Source organism: Raoultibacter timonensis (assembly GCF_900240215.1).
GTDB classification, from domain to species: Bacteria; Actinomycetota; Coriobacteriia; order Coriobacteriales; family Eggerthellaceae; genus Raoultibacter; species Raoultibacter timonensis.
The window spans coordinates 695,749-715,478 of the sequence record NZ_LT964681.1; the positions used below are offsets into that span (position 1 = coordinate 695,749).

The window sequence follows — 19,730 nt, forward strand, 5'->3', positions numbered from 1 at the left end:
GGGGGCGGGGGCGGATTCTCCGGCGGGGGCGGAGGAGGAGGCGGTGGCGGAGGCGGTGGAGCCCGGTAAAACAGGGTTCAGCCCGCACCCCTTCCCGAGCGGTTCGGCCGTCAAAACCCCATCCCTTAGAAAACCGCACCTGGCGTTGAGCGCAATCGGCGCCAGGTTTCGTTTGCGCCTAGCTCCAGCAAGCAGTCATGATGCTATGGGCGCCAAGTGAGACTTCGGCGACGTTGCCGTCTTCGCATAAGGTGAAAGATTGCTCCCCATCGGATTTATTGAGCACGACGAGCACCCGTGCACCGTCGGGGTTGACGAACCCTGCGCATTCGACGGCATCGGTAAACCGCGATACGAGGCACCGGTGCGCACCGCGTTCGACGAACCGCGAGAAGTGGCCGATGTAGTAGTACGAACGATTGATGATGAGCTCGCCTTGTTCGCGATCGTACATGAGCGGCGCCTCGCAGAAGTTGCCGACGTGGTTCGGGCCGCCTTGCTCGTCGAGCAGCACGTTCCAGTCCACGAACCCGTTCGCCCCCGCATTGAGGTTGCCGATCATGTCGTGGGCGTACTGCTCGGCCTTTCTCCCTTGGTTCGCTTCGCGGTCGCGCGAGTACTCGACGCACCCCTCCGTGAAGACGAACTCCTTATCGGGATGCGTCCTGACCGTTTCTGCCAGCGCTTCGAAATGATCGCCCGAATACCAATGGAAGGCTACGCCCCTGACCGCCTTATCGGCTTCGGGCTCGGCGAGCGTTTCGTCGACGCGCTCGATGATGCGATCCTTGTTGTGATCCCATACGAGAATCTCCACGTTGCAGAGCCCGGCGTCGTCGAGCGCGGGGCGCAGATGGCGCGCTGCGAACTCGGCTTCTTCTTGAGATGTGAACAGGCACGACTCCCACGTTTGCCGCGCCATGGGCTCGTTTTGCACCGTCACGCGCGAAACGGATATACCCTCGCGCGCGTATTCGGCAACGTAGCGCGCCACCATGGAAGCCCACATGCCGTAGTACTTCTTGCGCAGGCTTCCCCCGAGAATCATCGTACGCGACGTTTTCATGAACGCCGGCGGACTCCAGGGCGATGCGATGATCTCGATGGACGGATCGACTGCAAGGGCGCATTGGATAAACGGAATGAGCAGTTGCCGATCGTGTTCGATGGTGAAGAGGGATAGCCCCTTGTCGCGCTTATCGGTAAGGTACGCGTAGCTGCCCAGCGAGAAGTCGCAGCTCTGGATATGCGTCCTGCATAGCGTGTACGCATTGCCCCCAGGCCCGAAGCACAGCCCCAAGAACCGATCCTGCACTTCGGGCGGCATGAGCGCGAACGTATAAGCCGCCGATTCGGTGAGCGCCGCCCCGAAACCTGCGACGCGCTGGAATGTTTTATGCGGATACACCTTCACGAGGTTCATCTCGGCGCGCTTGTTCCGCGAAAACGCAAGCTCGGTTCTGCGCATAGGCTCGTGAGCGTCGGTGGTATAGCACTCGATCATGGTCGCATCCCTTTCCTCGGCGAGCCGCTCCCGCATCGCTTCGGGCGCCGTCCGCCCCTCGATGCGCAAAACTACTCGCTGGCTTTTCCCGTTCCAGTATGATCTACTTTCGTGGCAAGAGGATGCTGCTTGAGGAACATCATGATGATCGCACCAACCAGAAGAAGCGGGATCAGATAGACGAAGATGGGGATGAGCGCATCGTTGTACGAAGCCTTGATACCCTCTTGCAGCGTCGCCGACAGGCTGTGGACGAACTCGGGCGTGATCGCATCGACGTCGATGTGCTGCGAGGCGGGGATGTTCTTCGCCAGTTCGGTTGCCAAGCGCGACGTGAACACCGCGCCGACGAGCGATGCTCCGAGCGTCGAACCGATCTGCCTGAAGAAGTTGTTGGCCGCCGTAGCCGTACCGACGATTTCGCTCGGAAACTCGTTTTGCACCACGAGCACGAGGATTTGCTGACCGAGTCCGATGCCGAACCCGAGCACGAACAACGAAAGCCCCGTCATCACTAGCGAAGTGCCCATCGAAACCTGGGATAGGAGGAAGAATCCGCCCGCCATGACGAAGCAACCCGCAATGGGCATCCACTTGTACTTGCCCGTCTTCGAAGCGAGAAAGCCGGTCGTCACGGCCATGAGCATGGCGCCGCCCATCATCGGGACGGTCATGAGCCCGGCCTGTTCGGGCAGAAGCCCGTCGACGATCTGGAAGTACGTGGGAAGATAGGTGGTCGTCCCCATCATGCCGAGCATGATGAGCAGTCCCGTCACGGTGCACAGCACGAAGTTTCGGTTCTTGAACAGATACAGCGGGATGATGGGTTCGTGCGCGAATCGTTCGGCGAACACGAAGATGACGGCGGCCACAACGCACACGATGGCAAGCCCGACGATGACCGGAGAATCCCATGCATAGAGCGAGCCACCCCACGAGGTGAGCAGAACGAGCGACGATACCGAAACGATCATGAACACCATCCCCGCAATATCGATCGAGAGCCGTTCGTCGACGTGGTTCGGTTTGGGCAAAAACTTCGCCGCCGCAGTAATGGCGAGCAGCGCCAGGGGCACATTGAAGCCGAACAGCCACCTCCAGCCCGTCACCTGGACGAACCAGCCGCCGAGCAAGGGACCGAGCACCGTCGACAGGGCGAATACCGATCCCATGACGCCCATGTACTTACCGCGCTCGCGCGGGGGGATAACGTCGGCAATCGTCGCCTGCGAGAGGATGATGAGGCCGCCGCCACCGAGGCCCTCGATGGCGCGCCCGACGATGAGACCGTCCATCGACGTTACGAACCCGCAGGTCACTGAGCCGACAACGAATATGCCGAGCGCTGAAATGAGCAGATACTTCCTGCCGAGGAGATCACCGAGCTTGCCGTAGATGGGCATCATGATGGTCGCGGCGAGTATGTAGGCCGTCGTGACCCACTCCATATGATCGACGCCCCCGAGGTCGCCGACGATGGTGGGCAGAGCCGTAGCCGTGACGGTTTCGGAAAGCGAGCTCACGAACATAGCGAGCAGAAGACCCGCGAAGATGGCCGCTATATCGCGTTTATGTTTCCGTGCTGCATCCACAAATGATACTCCTTGATCGTTGCCTTGGAGTATCCGCCCGCAGGAGCGCGCTCAACCTGTTTGTTGCCGAGGGATGCCGAACCGTAAACGTTGATTGACGACCTTTCTATTCGACCGCTATGAGAATGCGCTCACCCGCTTGCCCGTACGTCGCATCGATCACGCCGCTCAATTCCGTTTGCAGATAGTTGATGAGCGCCTCGGTATCGGAATAACCTGTCGTGTAGCCGGTTGCCTGGTAGGCTTCGGCCACCGCATAGTACGTATCGCCGCCCGCCGTGATGAAGCTCGACGCCGCAATCGTGTAGTCCGCATCGAGCGAGAAGCCCTTGCCGCCGACATCGGTGATCGTCACGCGTGAGCCGGGGTTCGCAGGAGCGTAGTAGGTCGAGCCGGGATACTGTTCGCCGTTCTCGTAGGGAACGGTCGTATCAACCAGGTACGTGATCCCCGCCACTTGCGGGAACCCACCCGACGCCTCGGGAAGGCAGAACGTTGCCGCCTCGAGCACTTCGAGCAGCTCCGCGCCCGTAAGCGTTACCGCGTTGAGGCTGTTGTTATAGGGAAACACCGTCATAAGCGTTTCCATGCTGATCTCGCCCACGCCGATGGACGCACGGATGTTGCCGCCGTTCACGATGGCTCCGTCGATCGTCTGACCGCTCGCCTGCCGCACCTGCCACAGCATCGCATCGGCTGCAAAATCGCCGAGGTTGGTCTCCTGAGTGCGCACGCCCGGATCGCGCTCACCGTCGAGGGCAACGTCGGTTGTGCCGATGGTTTCGGAAAGCTGGCTCTTCACTTCGTCGTTCGTTTGCGAAATGAGCTTATCGGTCGCCTCGTCTTTACCGTCGTAAGTTCCGTATTCGACCATCTGCTCGGTAAAGGCGTCACCCTCGTAGAACAGGACGCCGATGTTCTCGATATGGCACCCCGTACTCACGAGCAACGAGCCGTTGACCTCCTCGTTGACAACCTCGTGATCGTGTCCGTCGATGAACACGTCGATACCCTCGGTGTTTTCGAGCACATCGATCGATCGGTTCGGTGCCGCGCCGCCGAGGCTGCCCAAATGTCCCAGGCACACGATCACCGTGCAGCCCTGAGCCTTGAGCTCGTCGACCTGCTCTTGCGCGCATCGGTACATATCCTCGCCCGCAGCGAACGTGAGACCTGCAACGTTCTTCGGACTGGACTTCGTCTGCGTTTCGGGCGTTGCGAGACCGAACACGCCCACCTTCGTGCCGTCGCCCAGCTCGAACACCGTGTTTGCTTGCGCGAACGGCTCACCCGTCGCATCGACGGTGATGTTCGCGGCGAGCACGGGGAAGTTCGCCTTCGCGATGAGCGCTTCGAGGTTATCGGCTCCCCAATCGAATTCGTGGTTGCCGATCGACATGGCATCGTATCCTGCCGCATTCATGAAATCGATGGCGGCTTCGCCCTGCGAAAGGTTCACGAGCACGTTGTCCTGGATGGCATCGCCGTCGTCGAGGAGCAGCACTTCGTAGCCCTGTTCCTCGTAGTCTTTCTTGATCTGGGCGACCGCCGCCATCCCGATGACCCCGGGTGCGGAATCGATCGGCTCGGCGGGCATGTCGTAGCCATGCGTGTCGTTGGTGTGGATGATGGCGAGCTTCGGCTCGGCGGCTTGCGGTTGCTCCCGTTGTCCGCCACCCGAAGACGAGCACCCGAATAAGGGCAACCCGCACGCCGCGACTACAACGGTCAGGAATAGGATACCTAGCTTTCGACCCGTACGCCTCATAGAAGCTCCCTTCGCCACGGGAAGCCCCATTTGCTTCCCGTCTCCCGAAAGCATTATCCCATGGCGCGCCCGACGCATGCTCGACGCATCAGCATGCGGAAGCAGCGCTCGGCGGAAGCGTTCGCAACCCGCCCTCGCGGTAGCGAAGCCTACTCCCTTTACAGGATCGTGGCGCAGACCATGTCTATTCGTGCGTCGTCAGGTTGAGCCCGATGATCCCTGCACCGATCAGCAAAATGCAAAGGATCTTGATGGCGCTCGCAGGTTCTTTCAGAAACACAATGCCGAGAATCGCCGCACCGACGATGCCGATACCCGTCCACACCGCGTAGCCGACGCTCAGCGGCAGCGTCTTCAGCGCGTGCGCCAGAAGGCCGAAGCTGATTATCATACCGACGATGGTAAGAATGCTCGGCATGAGCTTGCTGAACCCATCCGACAGCTTGAGCTGGTAGGCCCAAAACGTCTCGAACAGTCCGGCGATGATCAGAATTACCCAGTTCATGATGCTCACTCCAATAAAAAAGCATGCGCTTTCCCCTATCTTCTATGGCCTAACGATAGGGGCGCACATGCTTTGTTCTTGGTCTACCCGGCGGCAGATGCTTCAATTGTCCGTTTATTCTACCCTCTTAGGTAACATCATACTAGGGTATTCGCCAAAACTGCATAGCCGCTGCTCATTCAAGCAGCATGCATCCCAAACCTCCCCGAACGCCGGTTTTGCGCCGCCTGGAGCTACTTTGCGATCAAAACGGGAATCTCGGCTCCGTGGAACACCTTGTAACTTACGCTTCCCATGTATTCCTTAAGCCCCGATAAACCGCGGTTCCCCAGAATGATGAGATCGTACTCGCCGCCGTTCGCCAACTTGAGAAGCTCGGTAGCGGGAGCCGTGCCGGTAAGGAGCAGCGTGCCTGCCCGATCACCAAGCGCTTCGATCTTGTCATGGGCCGCATACAGCGTTTCTTTGCCATCCTCGATCATCATGTCGGTAATGTCTTTGAGGCCGATCGCTTGCGTTTCGTTCAGCAGGGGAATCGGTACGACGTTGACTACATCGACTTTCGTCTCAGGGTTGGGCAGCGCGATGTCGAACGCAAGGCCGAGCGCTTTATCGGCCAGATCGGAGCCATCGTATGCGACAAGGATTTTCTTGAGGGCCATGGTATCCCTTCCTTTCACGATCGGACGGAGGCCGCCTTGGTATGACCCGTCGGACGGCCTCGCATTCGATCGGATCGTCGGATCCAACAATGCCTTAAGTATATCGCGTTTGGGCGGCGCTGGTTTATTACAGGCAGCCTACGATTCTCTCCTTGTTTCATCCATGGGGTTGCATTAGTTTTTTGGTAAGCTATTCTCTAATAATGCTCCTATTCGCATATCCAACGAGAGGAATCCCATGCAGTACGTTCCTACCGATTCTACCCAGCGGCAACTGCTGCGAAGCCTTTCATACTTCAGCGTGAGACTCAAGTACGTTGAGCGCAAAAGCTTTTTCGGCCTTTCGGGCCGGCAGGTCCTGCTGCTCGCTTCGCTCTGCTCGTTCGACGAACCCCCCTCGCTCGGCGAGCTCTCGGAAGCGAACGGCGCCTCGCATCAAAACATCAAGCAGATACTGCTCAAGCTTGAAAAGGCCGGTTATGTAACCATTCGTCCCGATGAACACGATAACCGCGCCCTGCTCGTCGAACCGACCGACATGGGTCGAAATCTCGCCGTACTTTACAACGAGAAGATCGACGAAGTCATCAACCATCTCTTCGAGAACATTTCGGAAAAGGATGCCGCCACCTGTGTCGCCGTAGTCGAGAAGCTTCGTGAGGGACTCAAAGAATTACTGTAAGCGGCGATAGCTCCTTGCGCGTGCAACGGAAAGCTTAGCCGCCAAGCAGCCCCAAGCGGCTAAGATCGTGCCGTAGGAAATCGACCGGCCGCCCTCGCTGTGCGAACCCTGCCGCCTTGCACAGCTCCCGGTTGGCGGCAGAGCAGGCGTCGAGCTGTACGAGCTCCGCTGTATCGATCGCAAACTCGTGTCGTTGCAGATAATCAACTGCGAGGTTAAGCCCCGCAACCGATCTGCGGCCGTGCGTCTTGGTGGTTTCAAACGGACCAGAGATACCGAGGTAGGCTTCGACCAAATCGGCGCTCAAACTTTCGCTGCGCAGCACTGCGGCTAACGAATCCACGCATACCGTCTGCCAATCCGCCCAGTCCTGCTGCGACAACCCTGCAGCCAGAACGCAGAATCGATTGCTTGCATTGGCCGCGATGAGCGCATCCTTTCCCGCGAACGTGAAGCGATGGACCTCCCAACAGAACAACGGATCGATTATGTTCCCGTAGGGCGGCTTCCTCGCATGGAGGTAGTTCTGCAGCGGTATGGTGATGCCGAACTCCATGGGGATCAGCCCGACAATTCTGCGCTTTTAGCAAGAGCTTCGACGAATGGCTCGACTAGCTGCTCGTTTTTACCGCGCCGCCATAGCGCTCCCACGTCGAATCCCACACCGACAGCGTATTCCTTGGGAATGAACCGCATGCGATTCCGGCATCGCCACTCCGGGAACTGCAGCGCTAGGACATATGCTTCGACTGGCAGGATTCCATATCGCACAACATTTACGAACACGCGACTGCCTTCCACCTCATAGTTTCCCGCAGAGTAGTCAGTTTTGAACACCTGCAAAGTATTCATAAATGTCATCACGGACAGCATGTTCAAGTTCAAGCTTAAAGTTGACAATGGGCAATTCTTTACCATCATCATCGCATATGGTTTTCTCTTGCCACGAGACTGGTTTCACTTTCCCTAGATAATAAAAGTCACAGCCCTCCCCATCGCTTTTCTTCACGAAAAGCCTCATGTCCATACCGTTTGTTTCTGCGTTCATTATCTTCTGGGCCTCGCTCGATCGAAGCGTCACCCTGCTTCTCGTCATCCAACTGAATAGTCTTTGGCTCTCGAATGTATCCTCGTACTGGGTGCTGCTCGCAATATCATCCTCCTTATGATATGTAACGAAAATGGGACAAGTACCATACTTAATGCGATAGCCGTACATCGTTGCACTATCATCCCGATCCCAATTCAACAGACGGCAAGCATCTTTTCTCGTATATTTCTCGTAGAGCGCAAACCCATCGTCGTTCGGCACGTATCGTTCCGCACTACGCAGAAGCCCAAAATCGATTACATCTAGAAGAGCTTGAACAAAGTCTTCGTTCTCGAGCATTTTTCCAAAATCTTGGCTCTTTAGTACCAACCCATCACTTCCGTAATCAATCAACTCGAGATCGGAATATTTCTGTTTGTCGCTTGGTGAGTTCACAAAGCTCTTGTCGAGTACACGAAGCGCCGAATCATACTCTTTGTCTTTCATTTCGACAAAATAATACTCACTGAGCTCGCTTGCGAGCTCCTCTTTCGACACAATGCCCTCGAACAACAATTCCTTAAGCGCAACCAACTCATGGGGGCGCTTTCCATTAGCAAAATAGCTCGAAACAAACTCCAAAACAAGCTCCTCATCGCAAGAGAGCCTTACCCTATAATCGTGATCGCAATCAACAAGAAAGCGGTAGTAAGATCTTTTCTTCTCAATGAACAGCAGCGGGTCGATTTCACCATATTTCTGGAAGTCGACCATAGTGGGCACCCTGCCAAGCTTATGCTTGAGCACAAGATACTTATCTTTGAGTAATTTCAGCGACGTAGTGCTGTTGTTGATCGATTCGAATATTCGCGCTTTGGATATTTCATCGAAATGGATGCTCGAGCATCCGGGAATAACACGCGATCCCTCCATAACATATTTGCGTATCGTATCTTTGTTGTAGCTTCGATCGCCCGAAAGCGCTATTGGTATTAAAAAGTTATTTGAGTAGTTCCCAATAAAGTCGAGGACTACGACATACTCTTTGCCTTCCGCCTTGCGCAAACCGCGTCCGAGTTGTTGGACAAACACGATCGGAGATTCCGTTGGGCGCAACATGATAACTTGATTTACCTCGGGAACATCGATGCCTTCATTGAAGATATCTACAGAGAAAATATAGTCAATCCTATCCTCGTAATAAGGAGAGCCGACATTTGCAGCAAGTCGAAGGATTGCGTCTTCGCGAGCTGCCTGGCTATCATCGCCAGATAGTGATACCGTTTTATACCCCTTTTCGTTGAACTTATCTGAGAGATCTTGGGCTTCAAGTTTAGTTCTGCAAAAAACCAACCCTTTGACTCGATCACCACTATATCCATAGTATTCTGCCTGATTGATAATATAAGAAACTCGATCATCAGACACGAGATGGTTGAATTCCGTTTTATCGTCGATCACACGGCCGTCGATGGATAAATCCGTTATCCCAAAATAGTGAAACGGGCACAGCAATCCCTCCTCCAAAGCCTTCTGCAATCGAATTTCATAAGCGATGTTGTTGTCAAACAGCCCATAGATATCAAATCCATCAGGTCGATCAGGGCTTGCAGTCATTCCAAGGCAAAAGTCAGGCTGAAAGTAATCAAGGATCTTCTGGTAACTGCTCGACCCAGCACGATGCACCTCGTCGATAACTATCATGGCAAACTCATCGCGAGCAAACGAGCCCAATATATGATCCTTTGAAATCGTCTGCATCGTAGCGAAAAGGTAGTCGGCATCCATCTCGCGCGCATTCCCGGAAAGCAAACCGAACGTCTTAGTGCTACCAAAAACGCGCTTATAGCTCCTGATTGACTGCTTCAATACCTGTTCCCGGTGCGCCAAAAACAACACTCGGATGGGATTTACATGCCTCATGGCAAACGCCGAAGCATACGTCTTCCCCGTGCCGGTTGCAGAGATAAGCAGTGCCCTCTTTTCACCTAGCTCAATGATTTCGTCAAGACTCTTTACGAATGAGGCCTGCATGGTATTTGGCTCAAGTCGAACAAGCTCGATTTCCGAAACAACTTCGGCCCCAATTATCTGTTTCTTCTCCAAATAAATCTGGCGATACGTATTCAGAACGTCAACAAGCGGGCACGCGTCGCTCCAAAGAACCTCAAACTCAGCCATTAACTCGCAAAGCATCTCACCTTGCATAGTTGAAGATATCTGCGTATTCCACTCTTTGTTAACCGTCAAAGCACTGTTCGTAAGATTGGAGCTGCCTACGAGCGCCTTATGCGTCCCGTCATCGTAAGAAAACAAATACCCCTTTGTATGGAATCCTGCGTTACCGGATAATCCACCTGACTGGTACATACGGACTTCTATATTCGAGTACGCAGCTAGCTTTTCGAGCGCTCGTGGCTCGCTGAAAGCCAGATAGTCCGTTGTAAGGACCCTGCCCGATACGCCCCTTTCTTCGAGCTCTCTCAGAACTTGCAGCAACGGCGCTAGTCCGCTTTGGGTAACAAAAGCAACACTGAATGCAAAAGACGAGCACTTTGATAACTCGACCTCTAACGTAGACAGGACCTTTCTTCCCAATCGGTAATTATTGGAAACGAATTGCGGCCGAAAGGCCTCCAAAGAGGCATGCCCCCTATCGACAAAAGCGGTAATCGCCCCGTTTACGATTTCTTTTTCAACCGCCGTCGACAAAGAATACGCCGTCATCGTTAGTGGCCTTCGATTATGTGCTGCCGTTTAACTTCTTCGACAACACCAGTATCGGCCGAAAGCCAATCGAGGCTATCGATGGTTGAACCGTCGACCCATTGAGCCGCGGAGTGCTCAAGGAGCTGGAGCTCACCCTCAATCACGGTACAGAGATAGCAGTGCATGGTTAGATGAAAGGTATCATAGTCGTATTCAACAGTTGTGATAAATGAATCAATTCTTATTCCAGCATCGAGCTCTTCATGTATTTCCCTAACAAGAGCTTCTTCCGGAGTTTCTCCCGACTCTATTTTTCCACCAGGAAACTCCCAACCACCTTTCATATCTCCATATCCCCGCTGTGTTGCCAGGATCTTACCGTCTTGTTTGATGATTGCAGCTACAACTTCGATTGTTTTCATATTGCCTCTTGGATAAATGCGAGTACAATGCATCACCTATTCTATCGCATAGGCTCAAGGCAACTACCCGCAATGCCTGCATCTACGGATACAAAACTCTCAACGAGTAGCGATGCGACGATTCTCAATCGGCTTATACTAGCCTTCGGATAAGGTCGAATGGAAAATAACTGCACAAAAGAGGCCTCCCTCGCCACCCAACCCCTCAATACCCCATCTCATGAAGGCGTTCGTCGTCGATGCCGAAATAGTGGCCGATCTCGTGAATGACGGTTTTGCCGATCTCCTCGACAACTTCCTCGCGCGAGCCGAAGCTGCGTTCGTGAGGGCCCTTGAATATCGTGATCACATCGGGGATATCGCCGTCGTAGTACCCATCCCGCTCGGTTAGCGGAATGCCGTCGTAGAGGCCTAAAAGCTCGTCCTCGTAAAGGGAGCCACCCAATGATTCGGGCTCGTCGAGCGTTTCGAAGTGATAGTCGTCGGGTTCGTCTTCCATAACGATGGCCACGTTCTCCAAGGCCTCGAGGAACTTCTCGGGGATCGTTTCGAGGGCCTCTTCGATAACGCTTTCGAATTCTTCATCGCTCATCAGGTACATCGGGTCGTCTCCCGTCACATCGTGCCGCTCGGGGCCAAGCGCCCAAGCCTCCTGTTGCGTGATAGTATTGTACCCGAAGACAGACTTACCATGGATTGCTCCGCGCAAGCAAGCAACATGCCACGAGTTCGATCGGATTTTGCATGCACTACCTTATAGATGGCTACAACGTTACACGGCGCGATCCGAGCACCAAAGATCTTCCGCTCGAAAACCAACGCGCTGAACTTGAAAAACGCCTGCGCATCGGCAAAGCGATGCTGCCCGGCAAGGCGACCTATTCGATTGTCTGGGATGCGGCCGGCGGCGCGGGAATCGTGCATCCGACCGACCGGTCGGAGTACACGCGGATGCCCACCGCCGATGATGCCATCGTCGAAAAGGTCCGTCGCGCAACCGAGCGTATCGGCGTGGTCACCTCAGATAACGAGCTGGCCGGCCGCTGTCGATCGGCCGCCCTGCACGGAGTGGACGTCCTGCCCGCTGAGCGCCTGTTCGCGGACGCGAAACCGCCGAAGAAGCGCAGCAAGAATACTCCCATGCGCCGCGATATCGGCATACCCGCCAATGCACACGAGATAAACCGCGAGCTCAAAGAAATCTGGGGCATCGACGACTGAGCAGATAGATGGAGCCAAACCCTAAAGCCCGCCCGACTCGTCAGCCGACCGAACACAACGCCTTACGCTGCGCCTGCAAGCGGCATCTTCAAAACATGAAGATTCCTGCATTTCTCAGCGCAGCACGCGTACATGGAGTACAATTCCTAATACTTTGATTATCAAAGTATTAGGAAGCACGAAGGCAATCGCGAGATGGCTTTCGAAAGCAGGAGGCGGTAATGGGTTCTACGTTAGTCGGATGCGGGAAGGCGATGCCCGCACTGAAAATCGGTAACACTGCGCTCGAAGCGCTTGTCGATACCAGCGATGAATGGATCGCCTCCCGCACGGGAATCAAAACCCGATGCATCGCAATCGAAGAAACATCGGCTGATCTCGGCGAAGCAGCAGCACGGCAAGCCCTTGGCTGGACGGCTGGCGGATACAGCGAGCGCCCCCTTATCCCCGAAGACATCGACTTGATCGTCTGCGCAACGATCACTCCCGACTGCATCACGCCCTCGACAGCCGGTTTGCTCCGCCGTCGGCTCGGCCTGAGCAATGCCATCGCATTCGATGTCAACGCCGCTTGCACCGGATTCGTATACAGCGCGACCGTAGCCGAGGCGATGATGGCGGCTTCGGCGCCCAACGCTGCGGGCGCATCGGGCAGAAACCCCATCCGCCGCGCGCTCGTCGTGGGCACCGAACGCCTCACGAGACTTACGAATTGGGCCGATCGAAACACGTGCGTTTTATTCGGCGACGGCGCGGGAGCCGCCGTGCTCGAATGGGACGAATCCCGTTCCGGCATCCTCGGCAGTTTCATCGTCAATGCCGACGATGAAACGAATGCTCTCTCCTGCCCCCTTTCCTACGACGTCGTCCCGCCCTTCGACAGTCGGGGCGTTTCGACCGAAGCGTCTCGCCAAGAAGACCCCTCGACATCCCGCGTCGACGAGGAGCTTGCCGTTCGCGAGGCGGTCGATGCAGGAGAGCCGCAGCAAGTGCTGCGCATGAACGGTCCGCACGTGTTCAAGTTCGCTGCTGAGGCCTTGACCGAAGCTGTGCGGCAGGTTTTGAGCCGAACCGGGCTTACGCTTGACGACATCGCCTGCATCGTCCCCCATCAGGCAAACGAGCGCATCATCAAGTACGCCGCAAAGAAACTCGACCTTCCCCTGGACTTCTTCCAGATGTCCATCGCGCAAACGGGGAACACGTCCGCCGCCAGTGTTCCGATGGCACTTGCCGACGCATATGCAGAAGGCCGTATCAAGCGGGGAGATAAGGTAATCCTCACCGCATTCGGCGGAGGCTTCACATCGGGAGCACTCGTGTTCGAAGCATGAGCATCTGCAGATCGCAAGATCCCGGTCTCGTACCAAGCGCCTAGGCCGTCCAGCGCCACCACGGGCATAAAGCGTTATCGCTTATCCTTTCCCCGCAACGAACGGGCATACAAAAACGCCAGCACCAACCCAGCCAGAGCGATGCCGATGGCGAGTGTCAGCGTATGCGAAAAAGCGGCTGCGTACGCGTCCGCTTTCGCAAGACCGGCCGCCGTATCGCGCAGCACGTCCGAAGAGAGAACGCCGACGAAGAGCGAAGGTCCGATCGCCGAAGCAATCTGCGTAAACGTAGAGTTGATCGACGCGCCGTACGGATAGAGATCGGCCGGCAGCTGGTCGAGCGCCGTGGTTTTCGAGGGGGAAACCACAAAACCGAGCCCGACGTACGCTACCGCGCACAGGGCGACGACCGCAACAACCAGCAAATCCTTCGAAAAGGAGAACACTCCCAGCAAACCGGCAAGAACCACGGCGAATCCGAGGGGAAGCATAGGCCAGATCCCCCGCCTGTCGAACAGCTTGCCTCCCGCAACCGAGCAGACGGCATTCGCCACAACGGGACCGAGCATGAGCAGACCCGCGAAGAAGGCCGAATAGGCCACCGCTCCCTCGAAGTACAAGGGAAGCAGAACGCTCAAGGAAAACGAGATCATCGTACCCACCATGACGAGCGTGAGACCCAAAGCAAACCGCGGATGCCCAAGGGGCCGAAGGTTGAGAAGCGGTGCCTTAGCTGTAAATTGGCGTCGCACGAAAACCGCGAGAACGGTGATTCCGCCCGCCAACGCGGCGATCGAGAAAACGAGATCGTGAGTGAATTCGCTCAGCCCGTACATCAGCGCTCCCAAGCCGACAAGACTGAGGGCAACGCTAAGAGGGTCGGCAGAAACCTGTTCGCGAGCGCCGATATTGCGAAGGAGCGCGCATCCGATCGCAAATAAGGCGATTGCCAGGCATAGCGGCACAACGAACATGGCGTGCCGCCCGAAGTAGGTGAGCACAAGCCCCGATACGACAGGGCTCACCGCCAATCCAAGCGCAATAACGCCGCTGTTCATGGCGAGATTCGTCCCGAGGCGCCCTTTCGGAGAAACCGTCATGATGGCGCTCGTAACGACAGGGTAAAAGAGCCCCGAGCAAATCGCCTGTACCAACCGGCAGCAGAACAGAATCGGGAAGCTGGGAGCGAATACGGCCAATCCGCTTCCCGCTGCCAATGCCGACACCCCCACGAAAAAGACCGTGCGCAGCCCGAACCGCTTGAGCAAAAACGCCGCGAGCGTTACCGCTGTGGCAGCAACCACCTGATAACCCACCACCAGCCAATTCGCCATCGAAAGGGTAACCGAGAATTCATGGGCCAGTTCGGGCAGCGCGATGTTCATCATGCTCTGCGAAAACGAAGCGGCAAACGAGCATCCAAGCAGTACGGGCAGCATGCTGCGGCCGCCGCTTCCACCCGCCGTCGCTTTCACTCGGTTCCTCATCCGATCATCTTTCTCGTTCGTCGTTTTCCAGCCGCCCGCATCGAAACGGACTATTATGAAAGGTACTACCGATTTAGTCGCCATCGAGAAAACGAAGCGGATCGTTGCGGACATGCCATGAATCGGTTGCCGAAAGCGCAGCTCTGCCCAGAGCCGAAGAAACGCGCGCCCAGCTCCGCGTAAAGCGAAAGTTAACCTTACCAAACATGAAAGACGGAACGGTTACATTCGCATGACGCGAAGGCCACGAAACACGATAGTCGACACCGCCTCGAATGCCCATCTGCAAGAATAGGGAACAGCGACCGCTGATCGGAATCAGATCGGCCAATCAGGCACAGTGCAAACGGAAGGAGCCTTTCCATGAAGGGTAATCAGAAACTTATCGACACCTTGAATTCTCTGCTCGAAGGTGAATTGACCGCAATCAACCAGTACATCGTGCATGCGGAAATGTGCGAGGACTGGGGTTACGGCAAGCTGAGCGGAAGCTTCAAGACGCGCGCGATCACCGAGATGAAACATGCTGAAAAGCTTATCGAGCGCATTCTGTTCCTGGAGGGCACCCCCATCGTGTCGAACCTCAGCGACATCAACATCGGCAAAGAAGTTCCCGAGCAGGTCAAGAACGACCATTCCCTCGAAGTCGATACCGTCAAAGACTACAATGAGGCCATCGTTCTCGCAGGGGAGGTCCTCGACTACGCCACCCGCGACATCCTCATGGAGATCCTCAATGACGAAGACCAGCATGTCGACGAGCTCGAAGAGCTTCAGGATCAAATCGATCAGATGTCGCTGCAGATCTTCCTGTCGACGCAGAATTAATGCACAAGCACCATTCCCAAAACTCAAAAGGGAAAGCCGCAGTTCATTCGACGTGCGGCTTTTCCTTTTGGGCGCAGCTATTCTTCATCAAGATACCGGCGTAGGCCCGCAAGATCCTCAACCACAATCGGCCTCAGCTGCTTGGCTACATACCCTTTTGATCGCAGATGAGAAAGAGAATTCGTTACCGTATTGCGGTGAGTACCGATTATACTTGCAAGCTCATCGATGGTGTATAAAATCGCACATCCATCACTCACTGCAAGAGAGTACAACAATCCGGCAAGCCTTCTGACGCCGTTTTCGAACGAAAGGTTTGCGATCTCTTCAGTCTGGGAATTCATAATCTGGAAGAGATATTCGATATAAGCAAGGTAGTAGTCGGTATGCCTATTGCAGAATAAAAGCAGGTCATCTGAATCCATCGCAAGCAATTCACAATCCGTCGCCGCTACCGCAGTCGATCGAGTGAGGCGATTCCGTTTAAAACCCTGGAACCCAAACTGCGTATCAGCCGTATGATAAAACAACGTTTTTTCAACACCTTCGCGAGAAGTGAGATACAAGCGCACTACACCGCTTACCACATGATATGTAAAGCGATGCCTCTCTTCTGCAAGAAACAAGCATTCGCCCTTCTCAACCTTCTTAACGACAATCGGTATTTCGGCCTGCGCAAGCAGTTCTTCGGTTGTAAACACAGCCGAGAACCTATCGGCATCGATAAACTGAGGCAGCACCATTCCGTACATCCCCTTATCTCCTCCCTGAGGCCATGGGCGCGAAGGCATGGCTTCGCGCCCGCAAGCTTTCTAGCAATAATACACTGAGGGTTCCGTTCCCTCTTCGGGCAGCAATACTTTGGCGTTCTTTCCAGCGATTGCCTTAGCGATGTCGGTCGTAGAATCGCTGATATCGCCGTACATGCGGGCCTCAGCTGGACAGCTGCATACACAAAGGGGTTCTTCCCCTCGTTCGATGCGAGGCCTGCACAAATCGCACTTTATCGCACGCTTAGCATTTTCATCGAGAACAGGAGCTCCGTAGGGACACGCCTGCACGCAGGTGCCGCATCCGATGCAAATCTCCGAATCAGATTCGACGATTCCGTCTTCATCGCGTTTGTGCATAGCGCCCGTCGGGCAATTTGCAACGCACAACGGGTTCTCGCAATGATTGCACATATGCGGCCGAAACGTGATGCTGACATTTGGATACGTCCCGCTCACGAGGTAATTCTCATCGGAACCGATGGTTTCAAGGTATCCGAGATATGTACCGTCGGGACACTCGTGCAATATTTTGCATCCCACTACACATGTTTGGCAGCCAACACACCGGGTCGTATCGATGAGCATACCGTATTGTTTTTCCGCCATGATATCCCCCTATGCCTTCTCTACTTCAACCATGATGTCGTTGAAAGCGCTATTTGTTTGCGAGTAGTGTTCCTCAGCAGGACTCAGGGTAAGATGGCTTAAGAACTGATGATTTCCTTCGACAGTATGCTCAGGAGTCCATCCCGCCTGAGCCGCCGTCACCCCCGGCATGATGCCCTCAGTCACAAACGCCTTCATCTTGACTTCTCCCCGGTCATTAAAAATTCGAATAGTATCGCCGTGCTTGATCCCCCGAGGCTCGGCATCAATCGGATTGATGTGGAACAAGGGTTCGGTCTGCACAACATCAAGCGACGGATTGTCGCAATGCTGCGTGTGGACATTCATACGGTCATGATAGGTAAGGTGCATCAACGGATACTTTGCGGCAAGCTCTGAATCAGACGCCTCAAGAGCCGGGGTGTGTTTTGGCACTTGCTCATCAAATTCAACCATGCTTTCGGTATAGAATTCGAAACGGCCTGTAGGCGTTTGATACACCTGGTCCTCGAAGACGATGAGCGGCTCGTCGTAGATGCCCGTTGGCATGCCCCACATACCCACCTTTACCGCTTCGTCGAAGTCGAAACCTTCGAATGCTGAGCTTTCGGGGTTTGGCCAGCTGCGAACCCACTCTTCGGGCGTTTTCGGCCAATACTCCTCAAGGCCGACGCGCTCAGCTAGCATGGTCATCATCTCGCAATCGGACTTGCTTTCTCCCAGCGGATCGATAGCGGGTTTCACGAGAAACACCCACGGAGCTCTGTCGTAAAGATCCCAGTATTCCCAAAGCGAGGTTGCAGGTAGCACGTAGTCGGCATACTTCGCCGTCCACGTCCACCACGGATCCGCTACCACAATCGTCGAAATATTGGGAAACACCTCATCGATGATGCGATGGGCATCAGGACTTTGGTTGAGAAAGTTCGATACATTGAACCAGATGAAATCTATGGGAACCGGATCATGGTTCACGGCGCACTGGTAAATAAGCGAGCTTTTGACCATGTTGGCCTTTTGCCCCGTTTCAGCCCATTCATCGTAGTTGAATTCAGGTGCCGTTTCGCCCGGAACAGGCTTGTTGGCTTTTGTGCCGCCGGCATGGGATGCGCCTCCGCCACGCACACCTACATATCCCGCCACTGCAGCAAGCGTAGCCACGGTGCGAAACGATTGATAGGAGTTGAACGTGCGCTGCATACCTTGGCCCATACGAATACCCGCAGGCTTTGCCTCGATATACTCTTGCGCAAAAGTCTCGATGACGCCGACGGGAACGCCAGTGAGTTCCGAGGTTCTTTCGAGTGTATACTCGGCAGCCGCCTCCCTCAAATGGACAAAGGCCGGCTTGCACGCCACGCCATCAACCTCAAACGATCCCTCGATAGGAGCTTCGACACCTTCGGTATCGGCGGGCATCGCCTTGCCCTGCACGACATCCCACACCATGTAAGCATCGCCTTCGCCACGCAGGTACGTCCCATCGTCGTCGCGCACCAGCAACGAGCCACAGCTGTGCTTGCTCAAGAACTCCTTGTCATGCAGATCGTTTTGGATAATCCAGTTTATCATGCCCAACGCCAATGCCGAATCACCACCCGGCTTAATGGGGATCCACTGATCGGCGATGGTAGCCGTAGAGCTGAAGCGCGGATCGATATAGACGATTTTTGCACCCCGCTCGCGGGCGCGAACGATATAGCGCAGCTCCGAAGTATGCGTATCGGCAAGATTGCGACCCCAGATGACAATCATATTGGAGTTTTCTTCGTAGTCGCGAGTATCGTGCGCGCCACGAATAACGCCATAGACCATCTTCATGCCCATCGATGCACCGTGATCGCCCATGATGCCTTCGATATCCCATGTCGTACCACCGTAGCATGCCGCAAAGCGAGTAGCCGACTGCATGGCAAGCTTCGATTGGTTGCCGGTAAACGAATAAAACGAGCATGCCGTTGAGCCATACTTGCTCTTCGACTCTTCCATGCGTTCCGCAATCTCGTCTATAGCCTGATCCCAGCTGATACGCTCGAACTCGCCACTGCCACGCTCTCCGATTCGTTTCATGGGGTACATAACGCGTAGGTCTTCGTTTTGAATGCGCTCGATATACGACATGGCGCGCAAACAGGCATTTGCATAATCAGGTCGGCCCGGCATCTCGCCCGGCTCAACAGCCACAAGCTTTCCATCGCGCACGTGCCCCTTCAGTAAGCATCGCGAAGTACAATTGTAGCTGCAGCATGCATACGAATACTCAGTGGCATCGGATGCAGCTTGGGCGCTCTCGCTCGGCTCTAATTCTTCATCGGCCTTCGGCGCACAACCGGCAACCGCACCACCAAGCGCAGAAACCACCGTAATCCAACCGACGCCTTTAATAAAGGTACGACGGGTCAGCTTGCCGTCTTCAACGAACTCAACCGGATTGCGATCCAGACTTTCAAAAGGCGAGACGCTCGCCGCATTAGATGAAAAAGCACTTCGTTCTCGTTTAAACATATAATTCCCCCTACAAAATCGATTGCGAAACCGCTGTGGCTCCGCCTTCCTAACTTCCACTCGCGCGATAAGCGCATCTTAGGGGTGAAGCTTCTTGTGGTT

General features: G+C 55.1%; 17 protein-coding genes. 4 read left to right on the forward strand and 13 right to left on the reverse strand.

Features of this window, described 5'->3' with window-relative positions; genetic code table 11:
- Positions 1-178: 178 nt before the first annotated feature.
- From C1722_RS15015 to C1722_RS15035, 5 genes are all read right to left on the reverse strand, one after another.
- Entirely contained in the window at positions 179-1,504 is a 1,326-nt protein-coding gene (locus C1722_RS15015) for a glycoside hydrolase family 30 protein (protein WP_219724327.1), read from the reverse strand.
- Between the two features lie 71 nt (positions 1,505-1,575).
- Positions 1,576-3,096 carry an MDR family MFS transporter gene (locus tag C1722_RS15020; protein WP_244902601.1) on the reverse strand — a complete coding sequence of 507 codons (1,521 nt, stop codon included), beginning with the start codon at positions 3,094-3,096 and terminating at the stop codon, positions 1,576-1,578.
- A 106-nt stretch (positions 3,097-3,202) separates the two neighbouring features.
- The gene (locus tag C1722_RS15025; RefSeq protein WP_102380151.1) at positions 3,203-4,864 is read right to left on the reverse strand and encodes a bifunctional metallophosphatase/5'-nucleotidase; all 1,662 of its coding nucleotides are present in this window, start codon (positions 4,862-4,864) and stop codon (positions 3,203-3,205) included.
- A gap of 184 nt (positions 4,865-5,048) precedes the next feature.
- Complete coding sequence (locus C1722_RS15030) at positions 5,049-5,369, reverse strand: DMT family transporter (RefSeq protein ID WP_102380431.1); 321 nt, start codon at positions 5,367-5,369, stop codon at positions 5,049-5,051.
- Positions 5,370-5,602: 233 nt separating this feature from the next.
- Entirely contained in the window at positions 5,603-6,031 is a 429-nt protein-coding gene (locus C1722_RS15035) for a universal stress protein (protein ID WP_102380152.1), read from the reverse strand.
- A 238-nt stretch (positions 6,032-6,269) separates the two neighbouring features.
- Between C1722_RS15035 and C1722_RS15040 the strand changes: the two genes are divergently transcribed.
- Complete coding sequence (locus tag C1722_RS15040; protein WP_102380153.1) at positions 6,270-6,713, forward strand: MarR family winged helix-turn-helix transcriptional regulator; 444 nt, start codon at positions 6,270-6,272, stop codon at positions 6,711-6,713.
- Between the two features lie 34 nt (positions 6,714-6,747).
- On the opposite strand, the gene C1722_RS15045 is transcribed toward C1722_RS15040, so the two are convergent.
- The 4 genes from C1722_RS15045 to C1722_RS15065 form a co-directional block, all read right to left on the reverse strand.
- The gene (locus tag C1722_RS15045) at positions 6,748-7,269 is read right to left on the reverse strand and encodes a DUF6933 domain-containing protein (RefSeq protein WP_102380154.1); all 522 of its coding nucleotides are present in this window, start codon (positions 7,267-7,269) and stop codon (positions 6,748-6,750) included.
- 267 nt (positions 7,270-7,536) lie between these two features.
- The gene (locus C1722_RS15055; protein WP_102380156.1) at positions 7,537-10,470 is read right to left on the reverse strand and encodes a DEAD/DEAH box helicase; all 2,934 of its coding nucleotides are present in this window, start codon (positions 10,468-10,470) and stop codon (positions 7,537-7,539) included.
- A 2-nt stretch (positions 10,471-10,472) separates the two neighbouring features.
- On the reverse strand, positions 10,473-10,874 hold the full coding sequence (locus tag C1722_RS15060) for a (deoxy)nucleoside triphosphate pyrophosphohydrolase (RefSeq protein ID WP_102380157.1): 402 nt from the start codon (positions 10,872-10,874) through the stop codon (positions 10,473-10,475).
- 205 nt (positions 10,875-11,079) lie between these two features.
- Positions 11,080-11,493, reverse strand: a complete 414-nt coding sequence (locus C1722_RS15065; RefSeq protein WP_244902602.1) for a metallopeptidase family protein — start codon at positions 11,491-11,493, stop codon at positions 11,080-11,082.
- 125 nt (positions 11,494-11,618) lie between these two features.
- On the opposite strand from C1722_RS15065, the gene C1722_RS15070 reads away from it, so the two are divergent.
- Together C1722_RS15070 and C1722_RS15075 are read left to right on the forward strand one after the other, a co-directional pair.
- Positions 11,619-12,095: an NYN domain-containing protein gene (locus tag C1722_RS15070; protein ID WP_146040699.1), complete on the forward strand. Its 477-nt coding sequence runs from the start codon at positions 11,619-11,621 to the stop codon at positions 12,093-12,095.
- A 221-nt stretch (positions 12,096-12,316) separates the two neighbouring features.
- On the forward strand, positions 12,317-13,429 hold the full coding sequence (locus C1722_RS15075) for a beta-ketoacyl-ACP synthase 3 (protein ID WP_102380160.1): 1,113 nt from the start codon (positions 12,317-12,319) through the stop codon (positions 13,427-13,429).
- A 74-nt stretch (positions 13,430-13,503) separates the two neighbouring features.
- Here C1722_RS15075 and C1722_RS15080 read toward each other — a convergent pair whose 3' ends face one another.
- Entirely contained in the window at positions 13,504-14,916 is a 1,413-nt protein-coding gene (locus tag C1722_RS15080) for an MFS transporter (protein ID WP_102380432.1), read from the reverse strand.
- A gap of 363 nt (positions 14,917-15,279) precedes the next feature.
- Here C1722_RS15080 and bfr point away from each other — a divergent pair, with 363 nt between their 5' ends.
- Complete coding sequence (gene bfr / locus C1722_RS15085; RefSeq protein ID WP_102380161.1) at positions 15,280-15,744, forward strand: bacterioferritin; 465 nt, start codon at positions 15,280-15,282, stop codon at positions 15,742-15,744.
- Between the two features lie 77 nt (positions 15,745-15,821).
- Here the strand turns inward: bfr and C1722_RS15090 are convergent, their stop codons facing one another.
- From C1722_RS15090 to C1722_RS15100, 3 genes are read right to left on the reverse strand one after another with little or no spacing between them, the layout of a single operon-like run.
- Positions 15,822-16,496 (reverse strand): Crp/Fnr family transcriptional regulator, encoded by a 675-nt coding sequence (locus C1722_RS15090; protein ID WP_180995294.1) that lies wholly within the window; start codon positions 16,494-16,496, stop codon positions 15,822-15,824.
- 60 nt (positions 16,497-16,556) lie between these two features.
- Complete coding sequence (locus tag C1722_RS17925; protein WP_102380163.1) at positions 16,557-17,123, reverse strand: 4Fe-4S dicluster domain-containing protein; 567 nt, start codon at positions 17,121-17,123, stop codon at positions 16,557-16,559.
- Between the two features lie 9 nt (positions 17,124-17,132).
- Positions 17,133-19,628, reverse strand: a complete 2,496-nt coding sequence (locus C1722_RS15100) for a molybdopterin-dependent oxidoreductase (protein ID WP_102380164.1) — start codon at positions 19,626-19,628, stop codon at positions 17,133-17,135.
- Between the last annotated feature and the right edge of the window lie 102 nt (positions 19,629-19,730).

Coding starts and splice junctions, on each gene's coding strand:
- C1722_RS15015 (WP_219724327.1), bottom strand. CDS start 1,504: ATGATCGAGTGCTATACCACCGACGCTCACGAGCCTATGCGCAGAACC.
- C1722_RS15025 (WP_102380151.1), bottom strand. CDS start 4,864: ATGAGGCGTACGGGTCGAAAGCTAGGTATCCTATTCCTGACCGTTGTA.
- C1722_RS15030 (WP_102380431.1), bottom strand. CDS start 5,369: ATGAACTGGGTAATTCTGATCATCGCCGGACTGTTCGAGACGTTTTGG.
- C1722_RS15035 (WP_102380152.1), bottom strand. CDS start 6,031: ATGGCCCTCAAGAAAATCCTTGTCGCATACGATGGCTCCGATCTGGCC.
- C1722_RS15040 (WP_102380153.1), top strand. CDS start 6,270: ATGCAGTACGTTCCTACCGATTCTACCCAGCGGCAACTGCTGCGAAGC.
- C1722_RS15045 (WP_102380154.1), bottom strand. CDS start 7,269: ATGGAGTTCGGCATCACCATACCGCTGCAGAACTACCTCCATGCGAGG.
- C1722_RS15055 (WP_102380156.1), bottom strand. CDS start 10,470: ATGACGGCGTATTCTTTGTCGACGGCGGTTGAAAAAGAAATCGTAAAC.
- C1722_RS15060 (WP_102380157.1), bottom strand. CDS start 10,874: ATGAAAACAATCGAAGTTGTAGCTGCAATCATCAAACAAGACGGTAAG.
- C1722_RS15070 (WP_146040699.1), top strand. CDS start 11,619: ATGCACTACCTTATAGATGGCTACAACGTTACACGGCGCGATCCGAGC.
- C1722_RS15075 (WP_102380160.1), top strand. CDS start 12,317: ATGGGTTCTACGTTAGTCGGATGCGGGAAGGCGATGCCCGCACTGAAA.
- C1722_RS15080 (WP_102380432.1), bottom strand. CDS start 14,916: ATGAGGAACCGAGTGAAAGCGACGGCGGGTGGAAGCGGCGGCCGCAGC.
- bfr (WP_102380161.1), top strand. CDS start 15,280: ATGAAGGGTAATCAGAAACTTATCGACACCTTGAATTCTCTGCTCGAA.
- C1722_RS15090 (WP_180995294.1), bottom strand. CDS start 16,496: ATGTACGGAATGGTGCTGCCTCAGTTTATCGATGCCGATAGGTTCTCG.
- C1722_RS17925 (WP_102380163.1), bottom strand. CDS start 17,123: ATGGCGGAAAAACAATACGGTATGCTCATCGATACGACCCGGTGTGTT.
- C1722_RS15100 (WP_102380164.1), bottom strand. CDS start 19,628: ATGTTTAAACGAGAACGAAGTGCTTTTTCATCTAATGCGGCGAGCGTC.